Source organism: Streptomyces sp. 796.1, assembly GCF_047525675.1.
Taxonomy (GTDB): Bacteria; Actinomycetota; Actinomycetes; order Streptomycetales; family Streptomycetaceae; genus Streptomyces.
In genome coordinates this window covers 36,536-58,496 of the sequence record NZ_JBLIWA010000019.1, presented here as the reverse complement: position 1 = coordinate 58,496, position 21,961 = coordinate 36,536, and the positions used below count along the sequence as shown (strand labels likewise).

Annotated in this window: 18 protein-coding genes; 16 read left to right on the top strand and 2 right to left on the bottom strand. The window is 74.5% G+C overall.

Annotated elements, in window-relative coordinates; genetic code table 11:
- Positions 1–258: 258 nt before the first annotated feature.
- Positions 259–1,455 carry an amino acid deaminase/aldolase gene (locus tag ACMA1D_RS14915; RefSeq protein ID WP_414724446.1) on the bottom strand — a complete coding sequence of 399 codons (1,197 nt, stop codon included), beginning with the start codon at positions 1,453–1,455 and terminating at the stop codon, positions 259–261.
- A 1,144-nt stretch (positions 1,456–2,599) separates the two neighbouring features.
- Between ACMA1D_RS14915 and ACMA1D_RS14910 the strand changes: the two genes are divergently transcribed.
- The 4 genes from ACMA1D_RS14910 to ACMA1D_RS14895 all read left to right on the top strand — a co-directional run bounded on the left by ACMA1D_RS14910 (position 2,600) and on the right by ACMA1D_RS14895 (position 6,662).
- Positions 2,600–3,331 carry a hypothetical protein gene (locus tag ACMA1D_RS14910; RefSeq protein ID WP_414724445.1) on the top strand — a complete coding sequence of 244 codons (732 nt, stop codon included), beginning with the start codon at positions 2,600–2,602 and terminating at the stop codon, positions 3,329–3,331.
- Positions 3,328–4,725 (top strand): type VII secretion-associated serine protease mycosin, encoded by a 1,398-nt coding sequence (gene mycP / locus ACMA1D_RS14905; RefSeq protein ID WP_414724444.1) that lies wholly within the window; start codon positions 3,328–3,330, stop codon positions 4,723–4,725. Before ACMA1D_RS14910 ends, mycP begins: the two co-directional genes overlap by 4 nt.
- 64 nt (positions 4,726–4,789) lie before the next feature.
- The gene (locus ACMA1D_RS14900; protein ID WP_414724443.1) at positions 4,790–5,542 is read left to right on the top strand and encodes an SseB family protein; all 753 of its coding nucleotides are present in this window, start codon (positions 4,790–4,792) and stop codon (positions 5,540–5,542) included.
- Positions 5,543–5,933: 391 nt separating this feature from the next.
- A complete protein-coding gene (locus ACMA1D_RS14895) occupies positions 5,934–6,662 on the top strand; it encodes an MIP family channel protein (protein ID WP_414724442.1) in 729 nt (242 codons plus the stop codon).
- A gap of 99 nt (positions 6,663–6,761) precedes the next feature.
- Here the strand turns inward: ACMA1D_RS14895 and ACMA1D_RS14890 are convergent, their stop codons facing one another.
- Positions 6,762–7,145: a DUF1844 domain-containing protein gene (locus ACMA1D_RS14890; RefSeq protein ID WP_414724441.1), complete on the bottom strand. Its 384-nt coding sequence runs from the start codon at positions 7,143–7,145 to the stop codon at positions 6,762–6,764.
- 652 nt (positions 7,146–7,797) lie between these two features.
- Between ACMA1D_RS14890 and infC the strand changes: the two genes are divergently transcribed.
- From infC to ACMA1D_RS14830, 12 genes are all read left to right on the top strand, one after another.
- The gene (infC, locus tag ACMA1D_RS14885) at positions 7,798–8,421 is read left to right on the top strand and encodes a translation initiation factor IF-3 (RefSeq protein ID WP_414724532.1); all 624 of its coding nucleotides are present in this window, start codon (positions 7,798–7,800) and stop codon (positions 8,419–8,421) included.
- 123 nt (positions 8,422–8,544) lie between these two features.
- Positions 8,545–8,739, top strand: coding sequence for a 50S ribosomal protein L35 (gene rpmI / locus ACMA1D_RS14880; protein ID WP_414724440.1), 195 nt, complete (start codon positions 8,545–8,547; stop codon positions 8,737–8,739).
- A 97-nt stretch (positions 8,740–8,836) separates the two neighbouring features.
- Entirely contained in the window at positions 8,837–9,220 is a 384-nt protein-coding gene (gene rplT / locus ACMA1D_RS14875) for a 50S ribosomal protein L20 (RefSeq protein WP_030381833.1), read from the top strand.
- Between the two features lie 155 nt (positions 9,221–9,375).
- On the top strand, positions 9,376–10,212 hold the full coding sequence (locus tag ACMA1D_RS14870; protein WP_414724439.1) for a TrmH family RNA methyltransferase: 837 nt from the start codon (positions 9,376–9,378) through the stop codon (positions 10,210–10,212).
- A 72-nt stretch (positions 10,213–10,284) separates the two neighbouring features.
- Positions 10,285–11,529, top strand: coding sequence for an ATP-binding protein (locus ACMA1D_RS14865; RefSeq protein ID WP_414724438.1), 1,245 nt, complete (start codon positions 10,285–10,287; stop codon positions 11,527–11,529).
- Between the two features lie 180 nt (positions 11,530–11,709).
- Complete coding sequence (gene pheS, locus ACMA1D_RS14860; protein WP_414724437.1) at positions 11,710–12,846, top strand: phenylalanine--tRNA ligase subunit alpha; 1,137 nt, start codon at positions 11,710–11,712, stop codon at positions 12,844–12,846.
- Positions 12,846–15,374, top strand: coding sequence for a phenylalanine--tRNA ligase subunit beta (gene pheT / locus ACMA1D_RS14855; protein WP_414724436.1), 2,529 nt, complete (start codon positions 12,846–12,848; stop codon positions 15,372–15,374). The genes pheS and pheT overlap by 1 nt, the downstream gene beginning before the upstream one ends.
- A gap of 396 nt (positions 15,375–15,770) precedes the next feature.
- Entirely contained in the window at positions 15,771–17,108 is a 1,338-nt protein-coding gene (locus ACMA1D_RS14850; RefSeq protein WP_414724435.1) for a PP2C family protein-serine/threonine phosphatase, read from the top strand.
- Positions 17,109–17,454: 346 nt separating this feature from the next.
- Entirely contained in the window at positions 17,455–18,792 is a 1,338-nt protein-coding gene (locus tag ACMA1D_RS14845) for a transcriptional regulator (RefSeq protein ID WP_414724434.1), read from the top strand.
- A gap of 58 nt (positions 18,793–18,850) precedes the next feature.
- Positions 18,851–19,381, top strand: coding sequence for an NUDIX hydrolase (locus tag ACMA1D_RS14840; protein ID WP_414724433.1), 531 nt, complete (start codon positions 18,851–18,853; stop codon positions 19,379–19,381).
- Positions 19,382–19,494: 113 nt separating this feature from the next.
- Complete coding sequence (locus ACMA1D_RS14835; protein WP_414724432.1) at positions 19,495–20,355, top strand: alpha/beta hydrolase; 861 nt, start codon at positions 19,495–19,497, stop codon at positions 20,353–20,355.
- 121 nt (positions 20,356–20,476) lie between these two features.
- A complete protein-coding gene (locus ACMA1D_RS14830) occupies positions 20,477–21,931 on the top strand; it encodes a DHA2 family efflux MFS transporter permease subunit (protein ID WP_414724431.1) in 1,455 nt (484 codons plus the stop codon).
- Positions 21,932–21,961 lie beyond the last annotated feature (30 nt).

Here is a 21,961-nt window from a genome sequence, read left to right as displayed (position 1 = left end):
CCCGCGCGGTGACGCGGGCGCGCCGTACTCCGACCGCGCACCGCGGCGTGCCCCGGCCGCCGACCGTGGCGTGCGGCGACGCTGCCGCGCCCGGTCGGCCGGCCCCGGCGCAACGGCCGGGGAGCCCGGCGGAGCAGCCACGAGAGCATCCGTACGAGCCCCCGGGAAGGCCCCGACCGAGGAGGCCGCCGGCCTGGCGGAACCGGAACCTCCGATGGGAACCCTGGCGGAACCCCGGCGGAGCCCCTGTCGGAACCCTTAGAGGAACGTTTTCCCTTCCCCGCGATAGGTCGGCACCACGTCCACCACCCGCTCGCCGTCGAGCAACTGCACCGCGTCGAACCGCTCGCACAACTCCCCGGCCTTGGCGTGCCGGAACCACACCGGGTCCCCGATCCGCAGCCCGTCCGCCGCCGCGCCGAGCAGCGGCGTCTGCACCTCGCCGGCGCCCTCGTACGCGTCGTAGTGCAGCCCGGCCGGCAGGTACGGCGCCGGCAGCCGGTCCCGGCCGGCGACGCCTGACGCCGGGTAGCCGCCGCCGAGCACCGTCACCACGCCGGGCCCGGGGCGGCGCACCACCGGCAGGGCGAACAGGGCGGCCGGGTGGCCGCGGAAGGACGAGTAGTGGTCGAAGAGCTGCGGCAGGTACAGCCCCGACCCCGCGGCGAGCTCGGTCACCGCGGGCTCGGCGGCCGTGAACTGCACGCTGCCCGTCCCGCCGCCGTTGACGAACTCCAGGTCGGCGACCTGCCGCACGGCCCGTACGGCAGCCGCCCGCCGACCGGCGAGTTCACGCCGCGCGGCGGACTGCACCAGCCGGACCATCCGGGAGTGCACGGGCCGCCCCGGCACCGCGTCGCCGACGCCCGCGATGTGCCCCTCGTACGCCATGAGACCCACCAGTCGGAACCCCGGCCTGGCCACGACCGTGCGGGCGAGCTCGACCAGTTGGGCGGGGGAGTGCAGCGGGGAGCGCCGCGCGCCGATCCGCAGCACACCGCCCGGCAGCCGCAGCGAGGTGTCGAAATCCAGGCAGACCCGGACCTGTTCGGTGCCCGTCCGTGCGGCGTCCACGGCGTCGAGTTGGGCCGGGTCGTCGACCATCACGGTCACCGCTGCGGCCAGGTCGCGGTCGCCGGTCAGCTCCGCGTACCCGGCCCGGTCCGCCGACGGATACGCCAACAGGACGTCCTCGAACCCGCACCGGGCCAGCCACAGCGACTCGGCGAGCGTGAAGCTCAGTACGCCGGCGAAGCCGTCCTGCCGCAGCGCCCGCGCCAACAGCGCACGGCACCGCACCGACTTGCTCGCCACCCGGATCGGCTTGCCCCGCGCCCGGCGCACCAGGTCCCGCGCATTGGCGTCGAACGCCTGGAGGTCGACCACCGCGAACGGAGCGTCAAGATGGGCGGTGGCGCGATTCAGACGGGCCCGCTCGATGCTCGGATAGGACATGGGGGCAGCTTGCCAGAGGTCATTACCGCTGGGTAGTCGAGCGCCCGGTGCGAACCGTGCCCGCTGCACCGTAGAGTGTCGCGCATGCCATGACCGGCAGGTCAGCGGCGTGCTGTCCACATACGAACCGGCCTGTCCCGAAAGGCGATCGGCCGGCCCGGGCCGGACCAGGGTCGAAGGGGGCGAGGGGGTGCAGGTGGGCGCCGACGCGGAGCGAGCAAGCGCCTCCCGACCCGCACCACCACCCCCCTCCCCACCGCCACCCGAGCCATCGGCGCCCGCCCCGGGGACGCCTGGCCCCAGCGGCACCGACACCCCGACCGCGCGTCGCCTCGTCGACCAGGGCCCGGCCCCCCACGGTCCGGTCGCCCGTGGCCCTCTCGCCCACGGCCCTGCCCCCCAGGGTCCCGCCGCCCAGGGCGCGCCGAGCGGCGTCGGCGGTGCGCCGGGCGCGGTCCCCGGCGCTCCGGCGGCATCCGGTATGACGCCGCCCGTGCCGATCGCCGGGCCCCTGGTGACGCCCCCACGCCCGCTCGTCCCCCCGGGCCGCCCACCCGCACCCCACCCCGCCCCGCGGCGGTCCACCCCGGGCAGCCCCACCGCACCGCCTGCTGACGGTTCACCCCTGCCGCGCCCAGCCGCCCCACCCGCACCGCACCCACTGCGGAACCCGCCGCCCCCGGCGGTCCCACCACCCGCGACCCCACAGCGGCCGGACTTTCCCGCCCTGGCGGTCCCGCCGCCCGCGATGCCGCCGGGCGCGGCCCCGCGGGACTCGGCTTCGCCGGCCCCGGCGCCCCTCGCCCCACAGCGGCCGGACTCTCCCGCCCCGGCGGTCCCGCCACCCGCGACCGCCCCAGGTCCGGCGGCTCCGCCGCCGCTCCCACCTCGGCCCGGCGGTCCGCCCGCGCCCGCCGCGCCGGTCGACCACGGCGCACCGGCCACCCCGCCCCACCCGGACTCCGCCCCCGACGGGGAACGCGCGGTCGGGGCGCGGGAAAGTGACGCGGGGCTCGCGGCAGCGATGGCGCCGGTGCCCGGGCGCGACCCGGTGGCCGGGCTCGTGGCCGATCTGCTAGCGCACGGGGCGGTGGCCGCGGGGCCCGTACGACCCCGTGGGCGGGGCCGTGGCTGGGCGCGTGCCGTGGCCGCCGTCGGGTGCGCCGTGCTCGGCGTGGGACTGCTGGTCGGCGCGGTGTTGGGGAGTTGGCTGCGGGACGACGGCGAGCGTGACCGGTCGGCCGACGCCTTCCAGCAGGCGCGTTCGGTGTGGCGCAGCGTCCCCGTCGACACGCTGTTCCCCCCCACCCTGACCGGTCCCGAAGCAGGTCCGGGCGGCGCCGACCGCACCTGGACCCGGATCGCCGTCGCTCCCGACGGCCGGTGCGAAGGCGCCTTCGACCCGCTGCTGGAAACCGCGCTCTCCCCGGTGGGCTGCCAGCGCCTGCTGCGCGCCACGTACACCGACGCCACCAGCACCAGCGTCACCACGGTGGGCCTGGTCATCACGCGCTCCGACGCGGCGGGGATGCGGGCGCTGCGCAGCCGGTTCGACGCCGAACGGCTGGACCTGCGCACCGACCTGCTGCCCAGGCCGTACGCGGCCAAGGGCACCGCAGCCGCCCACTTCGGCGACGCGCAGCGGGCCAGTTGGCGGATCAGCGTGGCCGGCGACCTACCGGTGATCGCGTACGCGGTGACCGGCTTCGCCGACGGCCGCAGCATCGACCGCCCCGAGCCGGCGGCCCGCGCCACGGCCCGCGGGGCGACCACAGGACCGGCCCAGGCGGGCCTCGGACACGACGCGAAGGGCGTCGCTGCCGGCGTGGAACGCGCGTTCCGCAAGGCCGTGGACGCCGCGACGGAGCCCCGATGACCAGCACAACAGCACCGGAGACCGGCCGCGGAGACCGGCACGACGGGCGATCCGCCCCGCCGCGGCCCGCCGTCCCGCAGGCGACTGCCACCGCGGACCGCCACGGCCGCCGCACCGGCGACCACGGCCACCGCATCGACGGCCCCGACCGCCCCGACCGCCATGGCGCGCGCCCCGGCCAGCGTCCGCGGCGCGTGAGGGGCCGCCGGTTCCTCGCCGCCGTCGCCGCGCTCGGGGCCGTCGCGCTGCTGCCGCCCGCACCCGTCGCCCACGCCGACGGCATCAGGTCCCAGGAGTGGGCGCTGGACGCCATCCACGCCCCGGACGCCTGGCGCACCACCAAGGGCGCGGGCATCACGGTCGCCGTGCTCGACACCGGCGTGGACGACCAGCACCCCGACCTCCAGGGGCAGGTGCTGCCGGGCAAGGACATGATCGGCTTCGGCGCGCAGCGCGGCGACCCGTCCTGGGCCCGGCACGGCACCGCAATGGCCGGGATCATCGCAGGTCGGGGCCATGGGCTCGACGGCAGCGACGGCGTGGTCGGGGTCGCGCCCGAGGTGAACATCCTGCCGGTGCGGGTGATCCTCGAAGAGGGCGACCCGGCCCGCAAGGAGGCGCGCAGCGCCCGCGGCGGCGCCCTCGCCGACGGCATCCGCTGGGCCGCCGACCACGGCGCCGACGTGATCAACCTGTCGCTCGGCGACGACAGCGAGTCCGCCCACCCCGAGCGCCGCGAGGACGCCGCCGTCCAGTACGCCCTGCGCAAGGGGGTCGTGGTCGTCGCGTCCGCGGGCAACGGCGGCGGCGAGGGCGACCGGGTCTCCTACCCGGCCGCCTACCCCGGCGTGATCGCGGTGACCGCGGTGGACCGGTACGGCAGCCGGGCCGCCTTCTCCACCCGCCGCTGGTACGCCACGATCTGCGCCCCCGGCGTGGACGTCGTCATCGCCGACCCCAACCGCCGCTACTACCAGGGCTGGGGCACCAGCGCCGCGTCCGCCTTCGTCTCCGGCGCCGCCGCGCTGGTGCGCTCCGCCCACCCGGACCTCAGCCCCGTACAGATCAAGCGGCTGCTCACGGAGACCGCCCAGGACCGGCCGGAGGGGGGCCGCAACGACGAGCTCGGGGCCGGCATGGTCGACGTCACCGCCGCCATCGAAGCGGCCGGCCGGCTTCCGGCCGCGGCCCAGCTCCCGCGCGCCGCCGACTACCCCGACCGCTACTTCGGCCGCGGCCCCGAGCGTGAGTCGGCCGACGAGGGCGCCGCCCCCAGCGAACTCGCCCTGACGGCCGGCTTCGCCGGTGCGGCCCTGCTGCTCACCGCGGTCTTCCTCTGGCGCGACCGGGCCCGCGCACCCCGCCCCGCGACCACACGGCCCGACGCGAGCTGACCCGGCCACCCCGCGCAGCCGTACCGCCCACCCCGCCCGCGGCCACCCCGGGTAGCCTCGACGCGTGGCGCTCAAGAACATTCCCGACCCCGGTTTCTCCGACGACGACGGCTCGGCCGACGCGCAGCTCACCGCGGCGCTCGCCGCCTGGGCCGCGGACCCGGCCGCCGAGCCGCAGGTGCTCCGCGCACTGGCCGGGGCCAGGCTGCTGGTGCCGGTGGTCGCGGTGCTCGGCGAGGTGGAGGAGGTGCCGACCGCCGACGGCGGCACGCTGCGCCGCGAGAAGACCAGCGACATGGCCGTCCCCACCCTTGAGGCCCCGGGCGGGCGGCGCGCGCTGCCGGCCTTCACCTCGACCGAGGCGCTGGCCCGCTGGCGCCCGGACGCCAGGCCGGTCGCCGTCCCGCTGCACCAGGCGCTCCAGGCCGTCGCGCACGAGCGGGCCGACACCCTCGTACTCGACCTCGCCGGCCCGGTCACCTACGCCCTGACCGGCCCCGCACTGCTCGCCATCGCCGAGGGGCGGACCAGCGTCGACCCGCTGGCCGACCCGGCCGTGGCACAGGCGCTGCGCACCGTGCTCGCGGCCGAGGCGGGCGTGCTGCGCGCGCACCTCGCGCCGGCCGGCGGGGCCGACGCCGACGGCACCCTGGCGCTGACCCTGGCCGCCGACGCGCCCGCCCGCGAGGTGGCCGAGCGCGTGGCCGGCGCCCTCGCGGCGGACGAGGTGCTCCGCGCCCGCCTGGTCCGCGGCCTGCAACTGGCCCTGCTGCCGGCCCACGCGACCCTCCAGGGCGAGCCGCTGTACGTGGCCTAGCCGCCCTGCGGGGGCCGTACGAGTCCGCCGGGGCAGTACGGGCCCCGGCCCGAGCCCGCCGCCGACGCCGCGCGGCCCTCGTACGAGCAGCGCCCCGGCCGCACCCCACCCCGGCCGCACAGGGGTCACCCGCCCCACCCATCCCGTACCCGCGCGTGCGTTCCCGGGCGCGGCTCCCGCGCGTCCCTGCCCGCCGCCCGCGCCCAGCGGACAACCGGGCATCCGCGCGAGCCCCCCGCGGGCGGTCGGCCCGCGGGGCGGCCTCGTACCCCCGAACCCCGCGTCTGCCGTACGCGCCCGCGCTCCCCACGCCGCCGACGGGCGAGATGCCCCATAACGCCCCACAATGCAACAGGGGCATTTCCCGATCATCCACCCAAGGGAGCGCGGCATGGAGACGACGAGACTGGAGACGAGGCCCATCATCTCGGAGTTCGTCGGGACGCTGCTGCTGGTGTTCTTCGCGGTGGGGTCAGCGGTGCTCGCGGCCGACTACATCGGCACCGTCGGCATCGCCCTCGCCTTCGGCTTCACCCTGCTCGCCCTCGCCTACGCGCTCGGCCCGATCTCCGGCTGCCACGTCAACCCGGCCGTGACGCTGGGCATGTTGGCGGCCGGCCGGATCTCGGTGCGTACGGCGGTCGAGTACTGGATCGCCCAGTTCCTCGGCGGCATCGCGGGTGCGGCCATCCTGTTCCTGCTGGCCAAGCAGGTGCCCGGGCTTGAGACCAGCGGCGCCTTCGGCAGCAACGGCTACGGCGACCGCTCGGCCGTGCACATCAACACCGGCGGCGCCTTCCTGGCCGAGGTGGTGTTGACGTTCCTGCTGGTGTTCGTGGTGCTCGCAGTCACCCACAAGGTGGCCGTGGTCGGCTTCGACGGACTGCCGATCGGCCTGGCGCTCGGCGTGATCCACCTGGTCGGCATCCCGCTCACGGGCACCTCGGTGAACCCGGCGCGCAGCTTCGGCCCCGCGATCTTCGCCGGCACCGACGCGCTCGAACAGTTCTGGCTGTTCCTGATCGCCCCGCTGGTGGGCGCGGTGCTCGCCACCCTGTGCCACCAGTTCACCCACCCGCGCCCCGGCGACCTGCTCGACCGGGAGCGCGCCGAGGTCTGACCCGGCCTGCCACCGACGCGCCGCCGCCCCGCCCCTTCCGGAGCGGGGCGGCGGCGCGCCCGGACGCCGTCCGCCGAGCGGGCGGGCCGCAGCGGCCGGTCAGCCGCCGAAGACCGGCCCGGTGAACTTCTCGCCCGGCCCCTGGCCCGGCTCGTCCGGCACCACCGACGCCTCGCGGAAGGCGAGCTGGAGCGACTTGAGGCCGTCCCGCAGCGGCGCCGCGTGGTAGGAGCCGACCTCGGTCGCGCTCGCGGTGACCAGCCCCGCCAGCGCGGTGATCAGCTTCCGCGCCTCGTCCAGGTCCTTGTGCTCGGGCCCCTCCTCGGCCAGCCCCAGGTTGACCGCGGCGGCGCTCATCAGGTGCACCGCGACCGTCGTGATCACCTCGACCGCGGGCACCTCGGCGATGTCCCGGGTCATCGTGTCGAAGTCGGGGTTCTCGCCCTGGTCCTGGGTCGGCTGCTGGGCGTCGGCGTCGCTCATGGCTCTCTCGTCTGTCGGAAGTCGGTGGTACGCCAGGCGCCGTACGGTGGGTGCGGCGGCAGGCTGATTCGAGACGGTCGCGTCCGGCCGGCACACCGGCGCGCACGCCACGGCGAGACGCATCCGGCCCGGCCCGGCGCGTGCGACACGGCGGCCGTACGCACCCCGGGTCCGACCGGTGCTCGTCCTGCATCGTACGAGAGGGGCCGCAGCCCACGGCGCGTGCGGCCGGTCGGAGGGGCCGGCGCCCGCCCGGGCGTGACGGGCCCGCCGTGCGGCGCCCGGGCCCCCGCGTGCCGCCACGGCAGCCGCCGCGCCGCCCGAGCGCGCCCGTCTCGCCGGTGGTGTAGCCTAGTGAGTGACCGGCTGGGCATTGGTGTGCCCGGCCCACAAGTGGAGGCTCCGACTCTCCCACCTTGCTGGCCCTTGAGGCCGGCGGGTCCCGGTCCGGTAGGGCCCGTCGTTCCGTACGGACGACGTGGAGCTGCCTGATGCGCCCCGCGGTGACGCCGCAGTGGTGCTCCCGGAAAGCGTGGAGCCCCCCTGTGTCCCGTACGGGGCGTTTTGTGCGTCTCGGCACGGTGGTCACACCGAAAACTGACGTTACGTGGCTGTCCGCCAGGCCGCCGCGTGGTGCAACTGAGGAGGCCCCATCAGCGCCGAGCCCCGCATCAACGACCGGATTCGCGTCCCCGAGGTGCGACTCGTCGGTCCCAGTGGCGAGCAAGTGGGCATCGTTCCTCTTGCCAAGGCCCTGGAGCTTGCGCAGGAGTACGACCTGGACCTGGTCGAGGTCGCGGCGAACGCCCGTCCGCCGGTCTGCAAGCTCATGGACTACGGAAAGTTCAAGTACGAGTCGGCCATGAAGGCCCGTGAGGCGCGCAAGAACCAGGCGCACACGGTCATCAAGGAGATGAAGCTCCGGCCGAAGATCGACCCGCACGACTACGACACCAAAAAGGGTCACGTCGTCCGGTTCCTCAAGCAGGGCGACAAGGTCAAGATCACGATCATGTTCCGTGGTCGTGAGCAGTCCCGGCCGGAGCTCGGCTACCGACTGCTCCAGCGGCTCGCGGAGGACGTCCAGGACCTCGGTTTCGTGGAGTCGAACCCGAAGCAGGACGGCCGGAACATGATCATGGTTCTCGGTCCGCACAAGAAGAAGACCGAGGCCATGGCCGAAGCCCGCGAGGCGCAGGCCGCCCGCAAGGCGGAACGCCAGGGCGCCGTAGCGGACGCTCCCGAGCAGTCCGCCGAGGAGCCGGCCGAGGCCTGATCGTGGCGGCCTGTGCCCGAGGCCGCAACGCCGGGGCCCACCCCGGAACCCAACTGAACGAGCTGACGCTCCCGCACGCCCGCACGGGCTGCTGAGCGCCCCCGACGAGAAGAGAACGGCGACATGCCGAAGAACAAGACGCACAGCGGTGCCAGCAAGCGCTTCAAGGTCACCGGCTCCGGCAAGGTGCTCCGTCAGCGCGCCGGTCGCCGCCACCTTCTTGAGCACAAGCCGTCCACGCTGACGCGCCGCCTCGCAGGAACCGTCGAACTGGCCCCGGCCGACGCCAAGAAGGTCAAGAAGCTTCTCGGCAAGTGACGTCGCCCCCGCTCCGGCGGGGTGCGCGTCGAGTTCGGGACCCATTCGTTTCCGGGCCGTGTGAGGCAACCACGGCCCCGTACAAGGAGTTAAACAAGTGGCACGCGTCAAGCGGGCAGTCAACGCCCACAAGAAGCGCCGGGCGATCCTGGAGCAGGCCAGCGGCTACCGGGGCCAGCGCTCGCGCCTGTACCGCAAGGCGAAGGAGCAGGTCACCCACTCTCTCGTCTACAACTACAACGACCGCAAGAAGCGCAAGGGCGACTTCCGGCAGCTCTGGATCCAGCGCATCAACGCGGCTGCCCGTGCCAACGGCATGACGTACAACCGCTTCATCCAGGGTCTGAAGGCCGCCAACGTCGAGGTGGACCGCAAGATCCTGGCGGAGCTCGCGGTCAACGACGCGAACGCGTTCGCGGCGCTCGTCGAGGTGGCCCAGAAGGCGCTGCCCAGCGACGTCAACGCCCCCAAGGCCGCCTGAGCGGTTTTCGAGGCCCGGGCCCCACACGGCCCACACCGAACCCGCAGGCGGCTCCCGCCTGCGGGTTCGCTGCTTCCCCCGTTGCTTCCCGGGCACCGAGCGGGAAGCAACGCCCTGGCACCAGCACCACCGCACCCGGAAGCGAGTACCACCACATGGCGGCCCCCGAGCTGACCTCCCTGCGATCGCCGCGCGTCCTGGCCGCCCGCCGACTGGCCCGCCGCAACGCCAGGACCAAGGAGCGCAGGTTCCTCGCCGAGGGCCCGCAGGCGGTGCGCGAAGCGGTCGCCAGACACCGCGCCGACGCCGGTGACGGCACCCTGATCGAGGTGTTCGCCACGCCCGAGGCGGCCGAGCGGCACGCCGACATCGTGGCCGCCACGCACGCCGCCGGCGTCCCGGTGGTGACCGTCAGCGACGCGGTGGTCGCCGAGATCTCGCAGACCGTGACCCCGCAGGGACTGGTCGGCGTCTGCCGCTTCCTGGACGCGCCGCTGGCCGACGTGCTGGCCGCCCGGCCCAAGCTGATCGCCGTACTCGCCCACGTGCGTGACCCGGGCAACGCCGGCACGGTGCTGCGCTGCGCGGACGCGGCCGGCGCCGACGCGGTCATCCTCACCGACGCCTCCGTCGACCTGTACAACCCCAAGTCCGTACGGGCCTCGGTCGGCTCGCTCTTCCACCTGCCGGTGACCGTCGGGGTGCCCATCGAGCGGGTGGTGCACGGGTTGCACGAGGCGGGCGTACGGGTGCTCGCCGCCGATGGGGCCGGCGCACGGGACCTGGATGCGGAACTGGACGCGGGCCGCATGAGCGGGCCCACGGCCTGGGTGTTCGGCAACGAGGCGTGGGGGCTCCCGGAGGAGACCCGGGCGCTCGCCGACGAGGTCGTACGGGTACCCATCCACGGCAAGGCCGAGAGCCTGAACCTGGCGACCGCCGCCGCCGTGTGCCTGTATGCCTCCGCACGCGCCCAGCGCGCCCGCTCGTAGCGACGGAGGGGCTCCGCAGCGTCACCTTGACCTAGTAGGGTTGCGCCCCTGGAGCCCGGGAGGGGGTGCAGCATGAACGTCAGGATTTCCGGCGCGGCGGCCACCTCGCCCGCGCCCGGGGCGTGCCTGTCCGGCGAGATCGACACCTGGGCGGCCGAGGCGGCTGCCGGAGCACCCGCCGAAGCGCGTACCGGAGCACCCGCCGCACCACCGGCAGCGGCACCCGCCGACACGTACACCGACGTGCACTCCGACGACCTCCCCGACGGCCTGGTCGTCGCCGACGAGAACGGCCGCGTCACCTGCTTCAACGCCGCCGCCGCCCGGATCACCGCCACCCCCGCGGCCGACGCGCTCGGCCGCCCGCTCGACCAGGTGCTGCCCCTGGAGGACCTGGAGGGGCGGCGCTGGTGGGCGCTGACCGACCCGTACGGAGGACTCGCCATCCGCGGCGGCCAACCCGAGCGCAACCTGCTGCTGCCGGGCGGGCGCGAGGTGCTGGTGGCCGCGCGGTACGTGCGCGTCCACCCCACGGGGCCGGTGCGCAAGGTGGTCGTCACGCTGCGCGGCACCGAGGCCAGGCGGCGCACCGAGCGCTCGCACGCGGAGCTCATCGCCACCGTGGCGCACGAACTGCGCTCGCCGCTCACCTCGGTCAAGGGGTTCACGGCCACCCTGCTGGCCAAGTGGGAGCGGTTCACCGACGACCAGAAGCGGCTCATGCTGGAGACCGTCGACGCCGACGCCAACCGCGTCACCCGGCTGATCGCCGAACTGCTCGACATCTCCCGGATCGACTCCGGCCGGCTTGAGGTGCGCCGCCAGCCCGTGGACATCGCCGCCGCCGTACGCCGCCACGTCCAGGCCCACACCACCGCTGGCCAGCGCACCGACCACTTCCTGATCAAGGTCGTGGAGCCGCTGCCCGATCTGTGGGCCGACCCCGACAAGGTCGACCAGGTGCTGGGCAACCTGCTGGAAAATGCGGTGCGACACGGCTCGGGAACGGTCACCATCGAGGTGCAGCCCACCCTCGTCCCCGCCAAGTCCGAAGGGTCCACCGTGGACACCGCAGCCCAGCCGAGCACGGCCGTCACCGTCAGTGACGAGGGTTCCGGCATCCCCGAGGAGTCCATGGCCCGGGTCTTCACCCGCTTCTGGCGCGGCAGCAAGCGCGGCGGCACCGGCCTCGGTCTGTACATCGTCAAGGGGATCGTCGAGGCGCACGGCGGGACGATCACCGTCGGCCGCTCCCGCGCCGGCGGCGCGGAGTTCCGATTTACCCTGCCCGTGGGGGCCCCGGCCTATCTGGCCTGATCACCGCCGGGCAGCAGCCCGACGCCCCTACGGGCTCGATCGAGTACGGACGCCCCGTAGACTCGACCTTTGGCACCTTTGGCACCACCGTCGTCGGCCGAGCCACACGTGCTCGGTCCGCGGACGAGCGAGGCGCCGAGGCGGGGCGAAGCCAATAGCCAATCGGAAGCACGGGAAGAGATGTCGGCACCCAACAAGTCCTATGACCCGGTAGAGGTCGAGGCACTGAAACCGGAAGAGATCGCCCGGATGCGGGACGAGGCGCTGGCCGCGTTCGCCGCGGCCGGGGACCTCGCGGCGCTCCACGAGGCGAAGATCGCGCACACCGGCGACCGCTCGCCGCTGGCGCTGGCCAACCGTGAGATCGGCGCACTGCCGCCGCACGCCAAGGCCGACGCGGGCAAGCGCGTCGGCGGCGCGCGCGGCGAGGTCAACCGCGCGTTCAAGGCGCGGCAGGAGGAACTGGAGACGGAGCGCGACGCGCGCGTCCTGGTCGAGGAGGCGGTGGACGTCACGCTGCCCGGCGACCGTCTGACGCCCGGCGCCCGGCACCCGCTCACCACCCTCTCCGAGCGCATCGAGGACATCTTCGTGGCCATGGGCTACGAGGTCGCCGAGGGGCCCGAGGCCGAGGCGGAGTGGTTCAACTTCGACGCGCTCAACTTCACGCCCGACCACCCGGCGCGCGCCACCCAGGACACCTTCTTCGTGCGGGCGGACGCCGAGCGGGAGCCGGTGGACGAGGCGGAGTCCGGCATCGTGCTGCGCACCCACACCTCGCCGGTGCAGGTGCGGGCGATGCTCGACCGCGAGCCGCCGGTGTACGTGATCTGCCCCGGCCGCGTGTACCGCACCGACGAGCTCGACGCCACCCACACCCCCGTCTTCCACCAGGTGGAGCTGCTCGCCATCGACGAGGGGCTGACCATGGCCGACCTGAAGGGCACCTTGGACCACATGGTCCAGAGCCTGTTCGGGGCGGACGTGCACACCCGGCTGCGGCCGAACTACTTCCCCTTCACCGAGCCCTCCGCCGAGATGGACATGGAGTGCTACGTGTGCCGCGGGGCCTCGGTCGGCAACCCCGACCGCCCCTGCCGCACCTGCTCGTCCGAGGGCTGGATCGAGCTCGGCGGCTGCGGCATGGTCAACCCGCGCGTCCTGGTCGCCTGCGGCGTGGACCCGGAGAAGTACAGCGGGTTCGCCTTCGGCTTCGGCATCGAACGGATGCTGATGTTCCGCCACAACGTCGAGGACATGCGAGACATGGTCGAGGGTGACGTGCGCTTCACCCGACCGTTCGGGACGGAGATCTGATGCGAATCCCGCTTTCCTGGCTGCGGGAGTACGTGGACCTGCCGGCCGGCGAGACCGGCCGCGCCGTGCAGGCCAAGCTCATCGACGCAGGACTCGAAGTGGAGACCGTCGAGCAGCTCGGCGCCGGGCTCACCGGCCCGCTGGTGGTCGGCAAGGTGCTCGCCATCGAGGTGCTCGACGGCTTCAAGAAGCCCATCCGCTACTGCCAGGTCGACGTCGGCCAGGCCAACGGAACGGGCGAGCCGCAGAACATCATCTGTGGCGCCAGCAACTTCGCCGTCGGCGACAAGGTCGTCGTCGTCCTGCCCGGCGCCGAACTGCCCGGCGGCTTCAAGATCTCCGCGCGCAAGACGTACGGCCACGTCTCCGAAGGCATGATCTGCTCCGCCAGTGAGCTGGGCATGTCCGACGACCACGACGGCATCATCGTGCTGCCGCCCGAGCACGAGGTGGGCTCCGACGCGATCGAGCTGCTGGAGCTCGTCGACGAGGTGCTGGACATCGCGGTCACGCCCGACCGCGGCTACTGCCTCTCGCTGCGCGGCGTCGCCCGCGAGGCCGCCACCGCCTACGGGCTGCCGCTGCGCGACCCGGCCCTGCTCGACGTGCCGGCGCCCAACGGCTTCGGCTACCCGGTCAGCGTCGCCGACCCGCGCGGCTGCAACCGCTTCACCGCCCGTACGGTGGTCGGCCTCTCGCCCGAGGCGCGCTCGCCGATCTGGCTCCAGCGCCGCCTCCAGAAGGCCGGCATGCGGCCGATCTCGCTGGCCGTCGACGTCACCAACTACGTGATGCTGGAACTCGGCCAACCGCTGCACGCCTACGACCGCTCCCGGGTGGCCGGCACCATCGGCGTACGGCGCGCGGAGGCCGGCGAGAAGCTCACCACGCTGGACGGCACCCAGCGCGTCCTGGACGCCGAGGACCTGGTCATCACCGACGACAGCGGGCCGATCGGGCTCGCCGGCGTGATGGGCGGAGCCAACACCGAGATCGCCGACGCCAGCGACCAGGAGACGGCCGCCGGCACCACCGACGTGGTCATCGAGGCGGCGCACTTCGACGCCGTCTCCATCGCCCGTACGGCCCGCCGGCACAAGCTGTCCTCCGAGGCGTCGCGGCGCTTCGAGCGCGGCGTCGACCCGCAGGCCGCGTCCGCCGCCGCACAGCGCGCCGTTGACCTGCTGGTGCTGCTCGCCGGCGGCACCGCCGAGGCCGGCGTCACCGAGGTCACCACGCCCAGCGGGCCGCGCACCATCACGATGCGCGCCGACCACCCGGACCGGGTCGCCGGCGTCGACTACGGCCGGGAGACGGTCGTGCGCCGGCTCCAGGAAGTGGGCTGCGACGTCTACGGCCAGGACGAACTGGTGGTCACCGCCCCGAGCTGGCGGCCCGACCTGACCGACCCGAACGACCTCGCCGAAGAGGTCATCCGGCTGGAGGGCTACGTCAACCTGCCCTCCACGCTGCCGCAGCCGCCCGCCGGCCGCGGCCTGACCGAGCGCCAGCGGCTGCACCGCAGGGTCGGCCGGGCGCTGGCCGGTGCCGGCTACACCGAGGCGCCGAACTACCCGTTCATCGGCGTGGAGGTGCTCGACCAGTTCGGGCTCGACGCCGACGACCCGCGGCGCGCCGTGGTCCGGCTGGCCAACCCGCTCTCGGACACCGAGCCGGTGCTGCGCACCACCCTGCTGCCCGGGCTGCTGGGCGCGCTCCGCCGCAACCTCGGCCGGGGCGAGCAGGACATCGCCCTGTTCGAGACCGGCCTGGTCTTCCGCGCCGTCGCCTCCGCGGAGGAGACCGCGGTCGCCGCGGTCCGGCTGCCGGTCGACCGCCGTCCGACCGACGCGGAGCTCGCCGCGCTCAACGGCGCCCTGCCGCGGCAGCCGCGCCGCGTCGCGGTCGTCCTGGCCGGCGCCCGCGAGCGGGCCGGCTGGTGGGGCGAGGGTCGCCAGGCGAACTGGAACGACGCCGTCGAGGCCGGCCGGCTGATCGCCGCCCAGGCCGGTGTCGAGCTGATCGTCCGGCAGGACCAGCAGGCCCCGTGGCACCCGGGCCGCTGTGCGGCGCTGCTCGCCCTCGTGGACGGCCAGGAAGTGCTGGTCGGCAACGCGGGCGAACTCCACCCGCGGGTGATCAAGGCGCTCGGCCTGCCGGAGCGCACCTGCGCCATGGAGATCGAGCTCGACCGCCTGGAGCAGGCGGCCCCGGGACTGGTGCAGGCGCCGCGGGTGGCCACCTTCCCGGTCGCCACCCGTGACGTGGCGCTGGTCGTCGACGCAGCGGTGCCGGCCGCCGACGTCGAGGCGGCGCTCACCTCGGGCGCCGGCGAACTGCTGGAGTCGGTGCGGCTGTTCGACGTCTTCACCGGCGAGCAGCTCGGCGCGGGCAAGAAGTCGCTCGCGTACGCGCTGCGGCTGCGCGCCGCGGACCGGACGCTGACCGCCGACGAGGCGTCCGCGGCCCGGGACGCAGCGGTCGCGGCTGCCGTCGAGCGCACCGGGGCGGTGCTGCGCGGCGCCTGACCCGCCGCCCCCGCACCCGTCGGGGATCAGGCTCGGCCCAACCCAGGGGCGTGTCCCGCGTGCACTGCGCGGGGCGCGCCCCTTCGCGCGCCCGCGGTGCCTTGCCGACCTGCCGTACGGGCCCCGGGGCGCGGGTGGTGGTGGCCGGGGGCGCGGCGTGTGACCTGCGGCGGGCCGGCGCTCGCGCGGCTGTGCGGGGCGCGGCGGGATTTCGGGCGTATGTGCTCACCGATCATGCGCGACCTGGGGCCTGCTCACCCGAAGGAGTGAGAAGCGGAGCGTACTCAGTCAACCCCCGGTCGATGGTCGCCACAATCGTCCCGGTCGCGCACCCCCACCGCATGCAAGGGCCAGGGGCCGGCCGACCACCTGATGCGCTGCTAGGGGGGCCGGTGGATGATCGGAACCAAGGCGCTGGGCGCCATGTTCACGGCGGCGTCACGAGCCCCACAGGTGCTGGCGCTCGTCCTGCCGGCCCTCTGGGTGCTCGCCGTACTCGGCTGGGAGCTGGCGGATCCGCCCGGGCCGCGGCTCGAACCGCTGCTCGCCGCGGCGCCCGTACTCGCCCTCGCCCTCGGCGGCAGATGCAGCCGGGTGCTGACCGGCGGACTCGGGGCACTCGCCGCCCTGGCCGTCATCGCCGTCTGCCGACCGCACGAGACTGCCACCGCGCCGCTGGGCACCTGCGCCGCCGTCGTCTCCGTGTTGGTCGCCTGCGGGTTGACCAACCGGCGCCGGCTCCGGCTGCTCAAGGAGCTCGACCGCACCCAGGCGGTGGCCGTCGCCGCCCAACGGACCCTGCTCCGCCCGCTCCCGCCCAGACTTGACCAACTGGCCATCGCCGGCGGCCAGTTGTCGGCGAGCCGGGGCGCCGTCGTCGGGGGCGACCTGTACGAGGTGTTGGCCACGCCGCACGGCGTACGGATCGTCATCGGCGACGTCCGCGGGCACGGCATCGGCGCGCTCGGCACCGTCGCCGCCGTGCTCGGCAGCTTCCGCGAGGCCGCGCACGACGAGCCCGAACTCGCCGGGGTGCTGAGCCGTCTCGACCGGGCGCTCCGCCGTCATCTGCACGAGCGCACCGCCGCCGACCAGCAGGCCACCGCGCCGGCCGGCGGCCCGACCGGTGGGCCGGCCGCCGGGCCGGGCGCGACGGAATCGGCCGGCGCGGACGCGGCGCAGTCGACGACCGCCGAGGACTTCGTCACCCTGCTGCTCCTCGAAGTGCTGCCGTCCGGCGAGGTGATGGCCCTCAACTGCGGGCACCCCTGGCCGATCCTGCTGGTGGGTCAGGGGCACGGCCGCCCGGTCGGCCCGCACCGGGCCGGGCGGCGCACGCTGGCCCATCGTTCGGCGCTGCCGCAGGTCACCCAACTCGCGCCCGACGAGCCGATGCCGCCGCTCGGTGCGTTCCCGCTGCCGGACGGGCCGACGCCGATCCGCTGCACGCTGCTGCTGCCCGGCGAGGCGCTGGTCCTGTACACGGACGGGGCGCCGGACGCGCGGGACGCCGACGGCCTCTTCTTCCCGCTCACCTGCGCCCTGGCGTGGGCGGCCCGCGGCGGCCCGGTGCACCCGCAGTCCGTCGTCGACCAGGTGCACGACGCGCTGTTGCAACACACCGGCGGGCGACTCACCGACGACGCGGCCCTGGTCGTCCTCCGCAACGACCGCAGTCGGGTGCCGGCCCAGGCGCCGGTGACGGTCCCGGCCGGCGACGCCCACCTCTCGTGACCCACGGGCCGGCGCGCGCTGTGACGGCACGTCAGTAGTACTGCTGCGGACCGACGCGTACGACCGCCCGGCCCCGCCGCCGGCCGAACCTGGGCCCTGCGCCGCCGGCCGCCTTGGGCCCGTACTGGACGAACCCGCCCCGCCAGCACCCCCGTTGAACCCGCACCCCCGCCGGTCACCGTCCCCGCAGGCTGCCGTTCCCGCAGGTCACCGCCGTACGAACGGCCATGGCGCGGGCGCTGCCCGGCGGGCTCCGGCAGCCCGTGCGGTCACTTCACACCCCGTGTGCGCGCCCTCCCCTTACGCTGAGAGCACCGGGGGCACCGGGAGGCATGGGGAGCGCAGCATGGAGCCCAACACACTGCTCGATGCCGTGCTGGACGAGGCGGGAATCTCGCACGCGGCACTGGCGGCACACGTCAACGAGGCGGGTCGGGCCCGCGGCATGGAGCTGCGGTACGAACACACGGCCGTCGCCCGCTGGTTGAAGGGGCAGCGGCCCCGCGGGCAGGTGCCCGACCTGATCTGCGAAGTGCTCGGCGAGCGGCTGCACCGCGCGCTCACCCTGGACGCCATCGGCCTCGGCACCCCCGGCAGCACCCGCGGCGCGGCCACCCCGCTGTCCGGCTTCGTCGAGCGCGCCACCGCCCTGTGGCGCTCGGACGAACAGCAGCGCCCGCACGTCGTCAGCGCCCCCGCCGTCACCGGCACCCCGGCCGTCATCCCGGTCTGGGAATGGGAGAACCCGCCCGAGGACTCGGACGTCTCGCGCACCGGGCTGACCCGGGTCTCCATGACCGACATCGCCATGCTGCGCTCGGCCCGCACCCACTACGAGCAGATGTACCGCAAGGCCGGCGGGGTGGCGACCAGGGCGCGGGTCGTCGGGTTCCTCATCTCCGAGGCGGCGCCGCTGCTGCGCGGCAGCTATCCGGACGCGACCGGCCGCCACCTGCACCGGGCCACCGGCGGCCTGGTCGCCGTCGCCGGGATCTGTGCGTACGACTCGGACGCGCACGGCCTCGCCCAGCGCTACTTCCACCAGGCGCTGCGGCTCGCCAAGGCCAGCGGTGACCGCGGCCTCGGCGCCTACGTCATCGCCCTGTTGGTCAACCAGTCGCTGTTCATGCGCGAGTACCGGCAGGCGGTGGCGTTCGCCGAATCCGCGCTGCGCGCCGCCGGCCCCCGCATCACCCCGGCCCTCGCCGCCGATCTGTACGCCATGCAGGCCAAGGCGTACGCACGGCTCGGCGACGGCGCAGGGGCGCTGTCCTGCATCCGGCGGGCGGAGAGCGCGGCTGAGCGCATCCGCCCGGGGCAGGAGCCCGACGAGACCGGCTACGTGCAGCCGGGCTTGGTGAACGTGCAGGTCGCCGAGGCGCTGTTGAACCTCGGCGACCTGGACGCAGCCCGCGAACACGCCACGGCCGCGGTGGACACCCCCGCACACGACCGGGGCCGGGTCCACCGACTGGCGATGCTCACGCACATCGCGTTGCGCCAGGGCGACGCGGACCGGGCGGGTGCGACCGCGGTCGAGATGGCACAGCGGGCACGCGGAATGGAATCGCAGCGCTTACGGGACCGGCTCCGCGCGGTGCGCGAGCATCTCGTCGAGAGCGGATGCGCCGCGACGTCCGAGGCGGCCGAACTGATCGACGGGGCACTGCGCGTTCCGCTGTGAGGCACGGTGGGGCTGCTCCCGCCGAGTCGCTGCTCTCTACGGCGGAAGGTGGCTCACCGTGCTTTGGAAGAACCTCAAGGAGCAGACGGTCTACGAGAACCGTTGGTTCCGTGTCAATCTGGCCGACGTCGAACTCCCCGACGGGCACCACCTCGACCACTACCTGATCAGGCTGCGGCCGGTCGCCGTGGCCACCGTGGTCAACGAGGCCAATGAGGTGCTGCTGCTGTGGCGGCACCGGTTCATCACCGACACCTGGGGGTGGGAGCTGCCCGCCGGGGTCGTCGAGGACGGCGAGCGCGTGGTGGACGCGGCGGCCCGCGAGTTGGAGGAGGAGACCGGCTGGCGCCCCGGCCCGCTGCGGCACCTGCTCTCCGTCGAGCCGTCCAACGGCCTGACGGACGCCAGGCACCACATCTACTGGGCCGAGGACGCCGCCCACGTGGGCCCGCCCGAGGACGCCTTCGAGTCGGACCGCATCGAGTGGGTGCCGCTGAAGATCGTCCCCGACATCGTGGCCAGGGGTGAGGTGCCGGCGGCCAACATGGCGGCGGCGCTGCTGCTGCTGCACCACATGCGGCTGGGCTGACCGGACCGCCGGACGTAGCGCCGGCGACCGGGGCGGGGCGCCGCAGCCAGCGGCCGGGCCACCGGTGCCGGCGGCTCCCGCACCACGGGCGCGCGCGGCGGACGGGGGACGGCATGAGTGGCGTGGAGCCGCTGGTCGGCTCTGCCCTGAACACGCTGGCCAGACCCGCCCCGCGGCTGGCCGGTCGGGCCTCGTACGCGCTGTTCTGCTATCCGCTGCGGCGCGGTGCGGTGCTGCCGCGGGAGCGCGCGGTGCACGAGCAGGCGGTGACCGACGAGTTGGTCGTGGCCGGCAAGCGGGTGCGCTGCTACCGCTGGGGACCTGGGGAACGTCCGGTGCTGATGGTGCACGGCTGGCAGTCCCGGGCCTCCCGGTACGCGGGGTTCGTGCCGCGGCTTCGGGCGCTGGGGCTGACGGCCGTCTCCTTCGACGCACCGGGACACGGCGGGTCATCGGGCCGCAGCACGACCGTGCTCGAATACCGCAGGATCATCGCCGAACTCCAGGCGCGCTACGGGACCTTCCACGCGGTCATCGCCCATTCGCTCGGCGCCACCAGTGCCTTCCTGGCGCTGCGCGCCGGCGTCCGCGCCGAGCGTCTGGTCACCGTCTCGGCGGTGAAGGACTTCGACCACTTCGCCGACGAGTTCTCCCGGATCCTGAGCCTGGGGCCCGGGTTGCGGCGGGACCTGCGGGAGCGGATCGAGCACCGGCTCTTCGCCGAAGTGCCGGGCCCCTGGGAGCTGTTCGACGCCACCCGCAACACCGCGGAGATCGATGTGCCGATGCGGGTCATCCACGACGTGGACGACGAGATGGTCCCGGTCGCCCAGGCGCACGCGCTGAAGGCGGCGTACGGGGAGCAGGCGGACCTGGTCCTCACCAGGGGGCTCGGGCACCGCAAGGTGCTCGGTGAACCGGCCGTCATCGACAGCGCGTTGGAGTTCATCGCACCGGCGCCGGTGGACCACTAGATCCACCTTTAAAATAAACGTACGATCGTTTACTTTTATCGTGCGTCGCCCCCCGCACGCTCGGCGACCGCTGCGCTACCGATGACCACCGCGCGCTCCACGGCGAAGGGACCCTCGCGCAATGACCACCGCCTCACCCCAGTCACCCGACGTCGGCCCACCCGAAGCCGCCGCGGCACCGGACGGCAAGACGCCGCAGGCGGCGGCGACGGCCAAACTGGCGCTGATCGTCGCCTCCGGGGCCACCTTCCTCGCGGTGCTCGACACCACGATCGTGAACATCGCCTTCTCCGACCTGCGCGCGGACTTCCCCGACGCCTCGCTGTCCCAACTGACCTGGGTCATCACGGCGTACACCGTGGTGTTCGCGGCGCTGCTGGCCGTCGCCGGCCGGACCGCGGACATCATCGGGCGCAAGAAGCTGTTCCTGTGGTCCACCGTCCTGTTCACCCTGGCCTCCGCGCTCAGCGGGCTGGCCGTCGGCGTGCCGATGCTGGTCGGCGCCCGGGCGCTCCAGGGCGTGGCCGCCGCCGGCATGATCCCCTCGGCGCTCGGCCTGGTGCTCCAGCACACGCCGGCCGCCCGCCGGCAGGTCGCGCTCGGGGTGTGGGGCGCGGTCGGCAGCATGGCCGCCGCCGTCGGTCCGAGCCTGGGCGGTCTGCTGGTGGACGCCTGGGGCTGGCGCAGCGTCTTCCTGATCAACCTGCCGGTGGGGCTCGCCATCGTGCTCGTCGCCGCCAAGCTGGCCGGCGATCCGGCCAGCGGGCGCCGGCTGCCCGACCCGGTGGGCACCGTCGCGCTGGCGCTCGGCATCGGCGGCATCGTCTTCGGCGTGACCCAGGGCACCGAGTGGGGTTGGGGCAGCGGTCGGGTGATCGGCCTGCTGATCGGCGGCGCGGTGCTGCTCGCCGCCGCGCTGCTCACCTCGCGCCGGCACCCCGCTCCGGCCATCGAGTGGGACCTGTGGCGCAGCCGTAGCTTCGCCGCCACCAACGTGGCCTCCCTGCTCTTCGGCGCGGCCATGTACGCCTACCTGCTGAGCACCCTGCTGTTCCTGAACGCGGTCTGGGGCTACTCCGAGCTGAAGGCCGGCCTCGCCGTCACCCCGGGCGCCTTCGCCGCCGCGGTCGGCGCCACCGTCGTCGGCCGGCGGGTCAGCCCGCAGCACCAGTGGGTCGCGGTGGCCGGCGGTTCCGCGCTCTTCGGTGCCTCGTGTGCGGCGATGTACCTGCTGCTCGACACCGAGCGCCAGTACCTGGCCCTGTGGCTGCCGATCGGCGTGCTGGCCGGGCTCGGCATCGGTGCGGCCCTGACCGCCATCTCCAACGCCGCGACGGCCTCGCTCCAGCCGCAGCGCTTCGCCTCGGGCTCCGGCCTCTTGATGACCACCCGCCAGGTGGGCGGCGCCCTGGGGATCGCCGTGCTGGCCGCGATCCTCCAGCGACACAACGCCCTCGACGACCAGGGCTACCTCCAGGTGTTCCTGGCCTGCGCCATCGGGTCGGCAGCCGCCGTCGCGGTCGCGCCGACGATCCGTTCCCGGGCCACGGAGCAACCGCAACCCGCGCCCCAGTAGCGGGATTTCCCGCCGTGCCAACGATGTGAG

Coding starts and splice junctions, on each gene's coding strand:
- pheT (WP_414724436.1), top strand. CDS start 12,846: ATGCGAATCCCGCTTTCCTGGCTGCGGGAGTACGTGGACCTGCCGGCC.
- pheS (WP_414724437.1), top strand. CDS start 11,710: ATGTCGGCACCCAACAAGTCCTATGACCCGGTAGAGGTCGAGGCACTG.
- ACMA1D_RS14890 (WP_414724441.1), bottom strand. CDS start 7,145: ATGAGCGACGCCGACGCCCAGCAGCCGACCCAGGACCAGGGCGAGAAC.
- mycP (WP_414724444.1), top strand. CDS start 3,328: ATGACCAGCACAACAGCACCGGAGACCGGCCGCGGAGACCGGCACGAC.
- ACMA1D_RS14915 (WP_414724446.1), bottom strand. CDS start 1,455: ATGTCCTATCCGAGCATCGAGCGGGCCCGTCTGAATCGCGCCACCGCC.
- ACMA1D_RS14865 (WP_414724438.1), top strand. CDS start 10,285: ATGAACGTCAGGATTTCCGGCGCGGCGGCCACCTCGCCCGCGCCCGGG.
- ACMA1D_RS14895 (WP_414724442.1), top strand. CDS start 5,934: ATGGAGACGACGAGACTGGAGACGAGGCCCATCATCTCGGAGTTCGTC.
- rpmI (WP_414724440.1), top strand. CDS start 8,545: ATGCCGAAGAACAAGACGCACAGCGGTGCCAGCAAGCGCTTCAAGGTC.
- ACMA1D_RS14850 (WP_414724435.1), top strand. CDS start 15,771: ATGATCGGAACCAAGGCGCTGGGCGCCATGTTCACGGCGGCGTCACGA.
- ACMA1D_RS14835 (WP_414724432.1), top strand. CDS start 19,495: ATGAGTGGCGTGGAGCCGCTGGTCGGCTCTGCCCTGAACACGCTGGCC.
- ACMA1D_RS14845 (WP_414724434.1), top strand. CDS start 17,455: ATGGAGCCCAACACACTGCTCGATGCCGTGCTGGACGAGGCGGGAATC.
- ACMA1D_RS14830 (WP_414724431.1), top strand. CDS start 20,477: ATGACCACCGCCTCACCCCAGTCACCCGACGTCGGCCCACCCGAAGCC.
- ACMA1D_RS14870 (WP_414724439.1), top strand. CDS start 9,376: ATGGCGGCCCCCGAGCTGACCTCCCTGCGATCGCCGCGCGTCCTGGCC.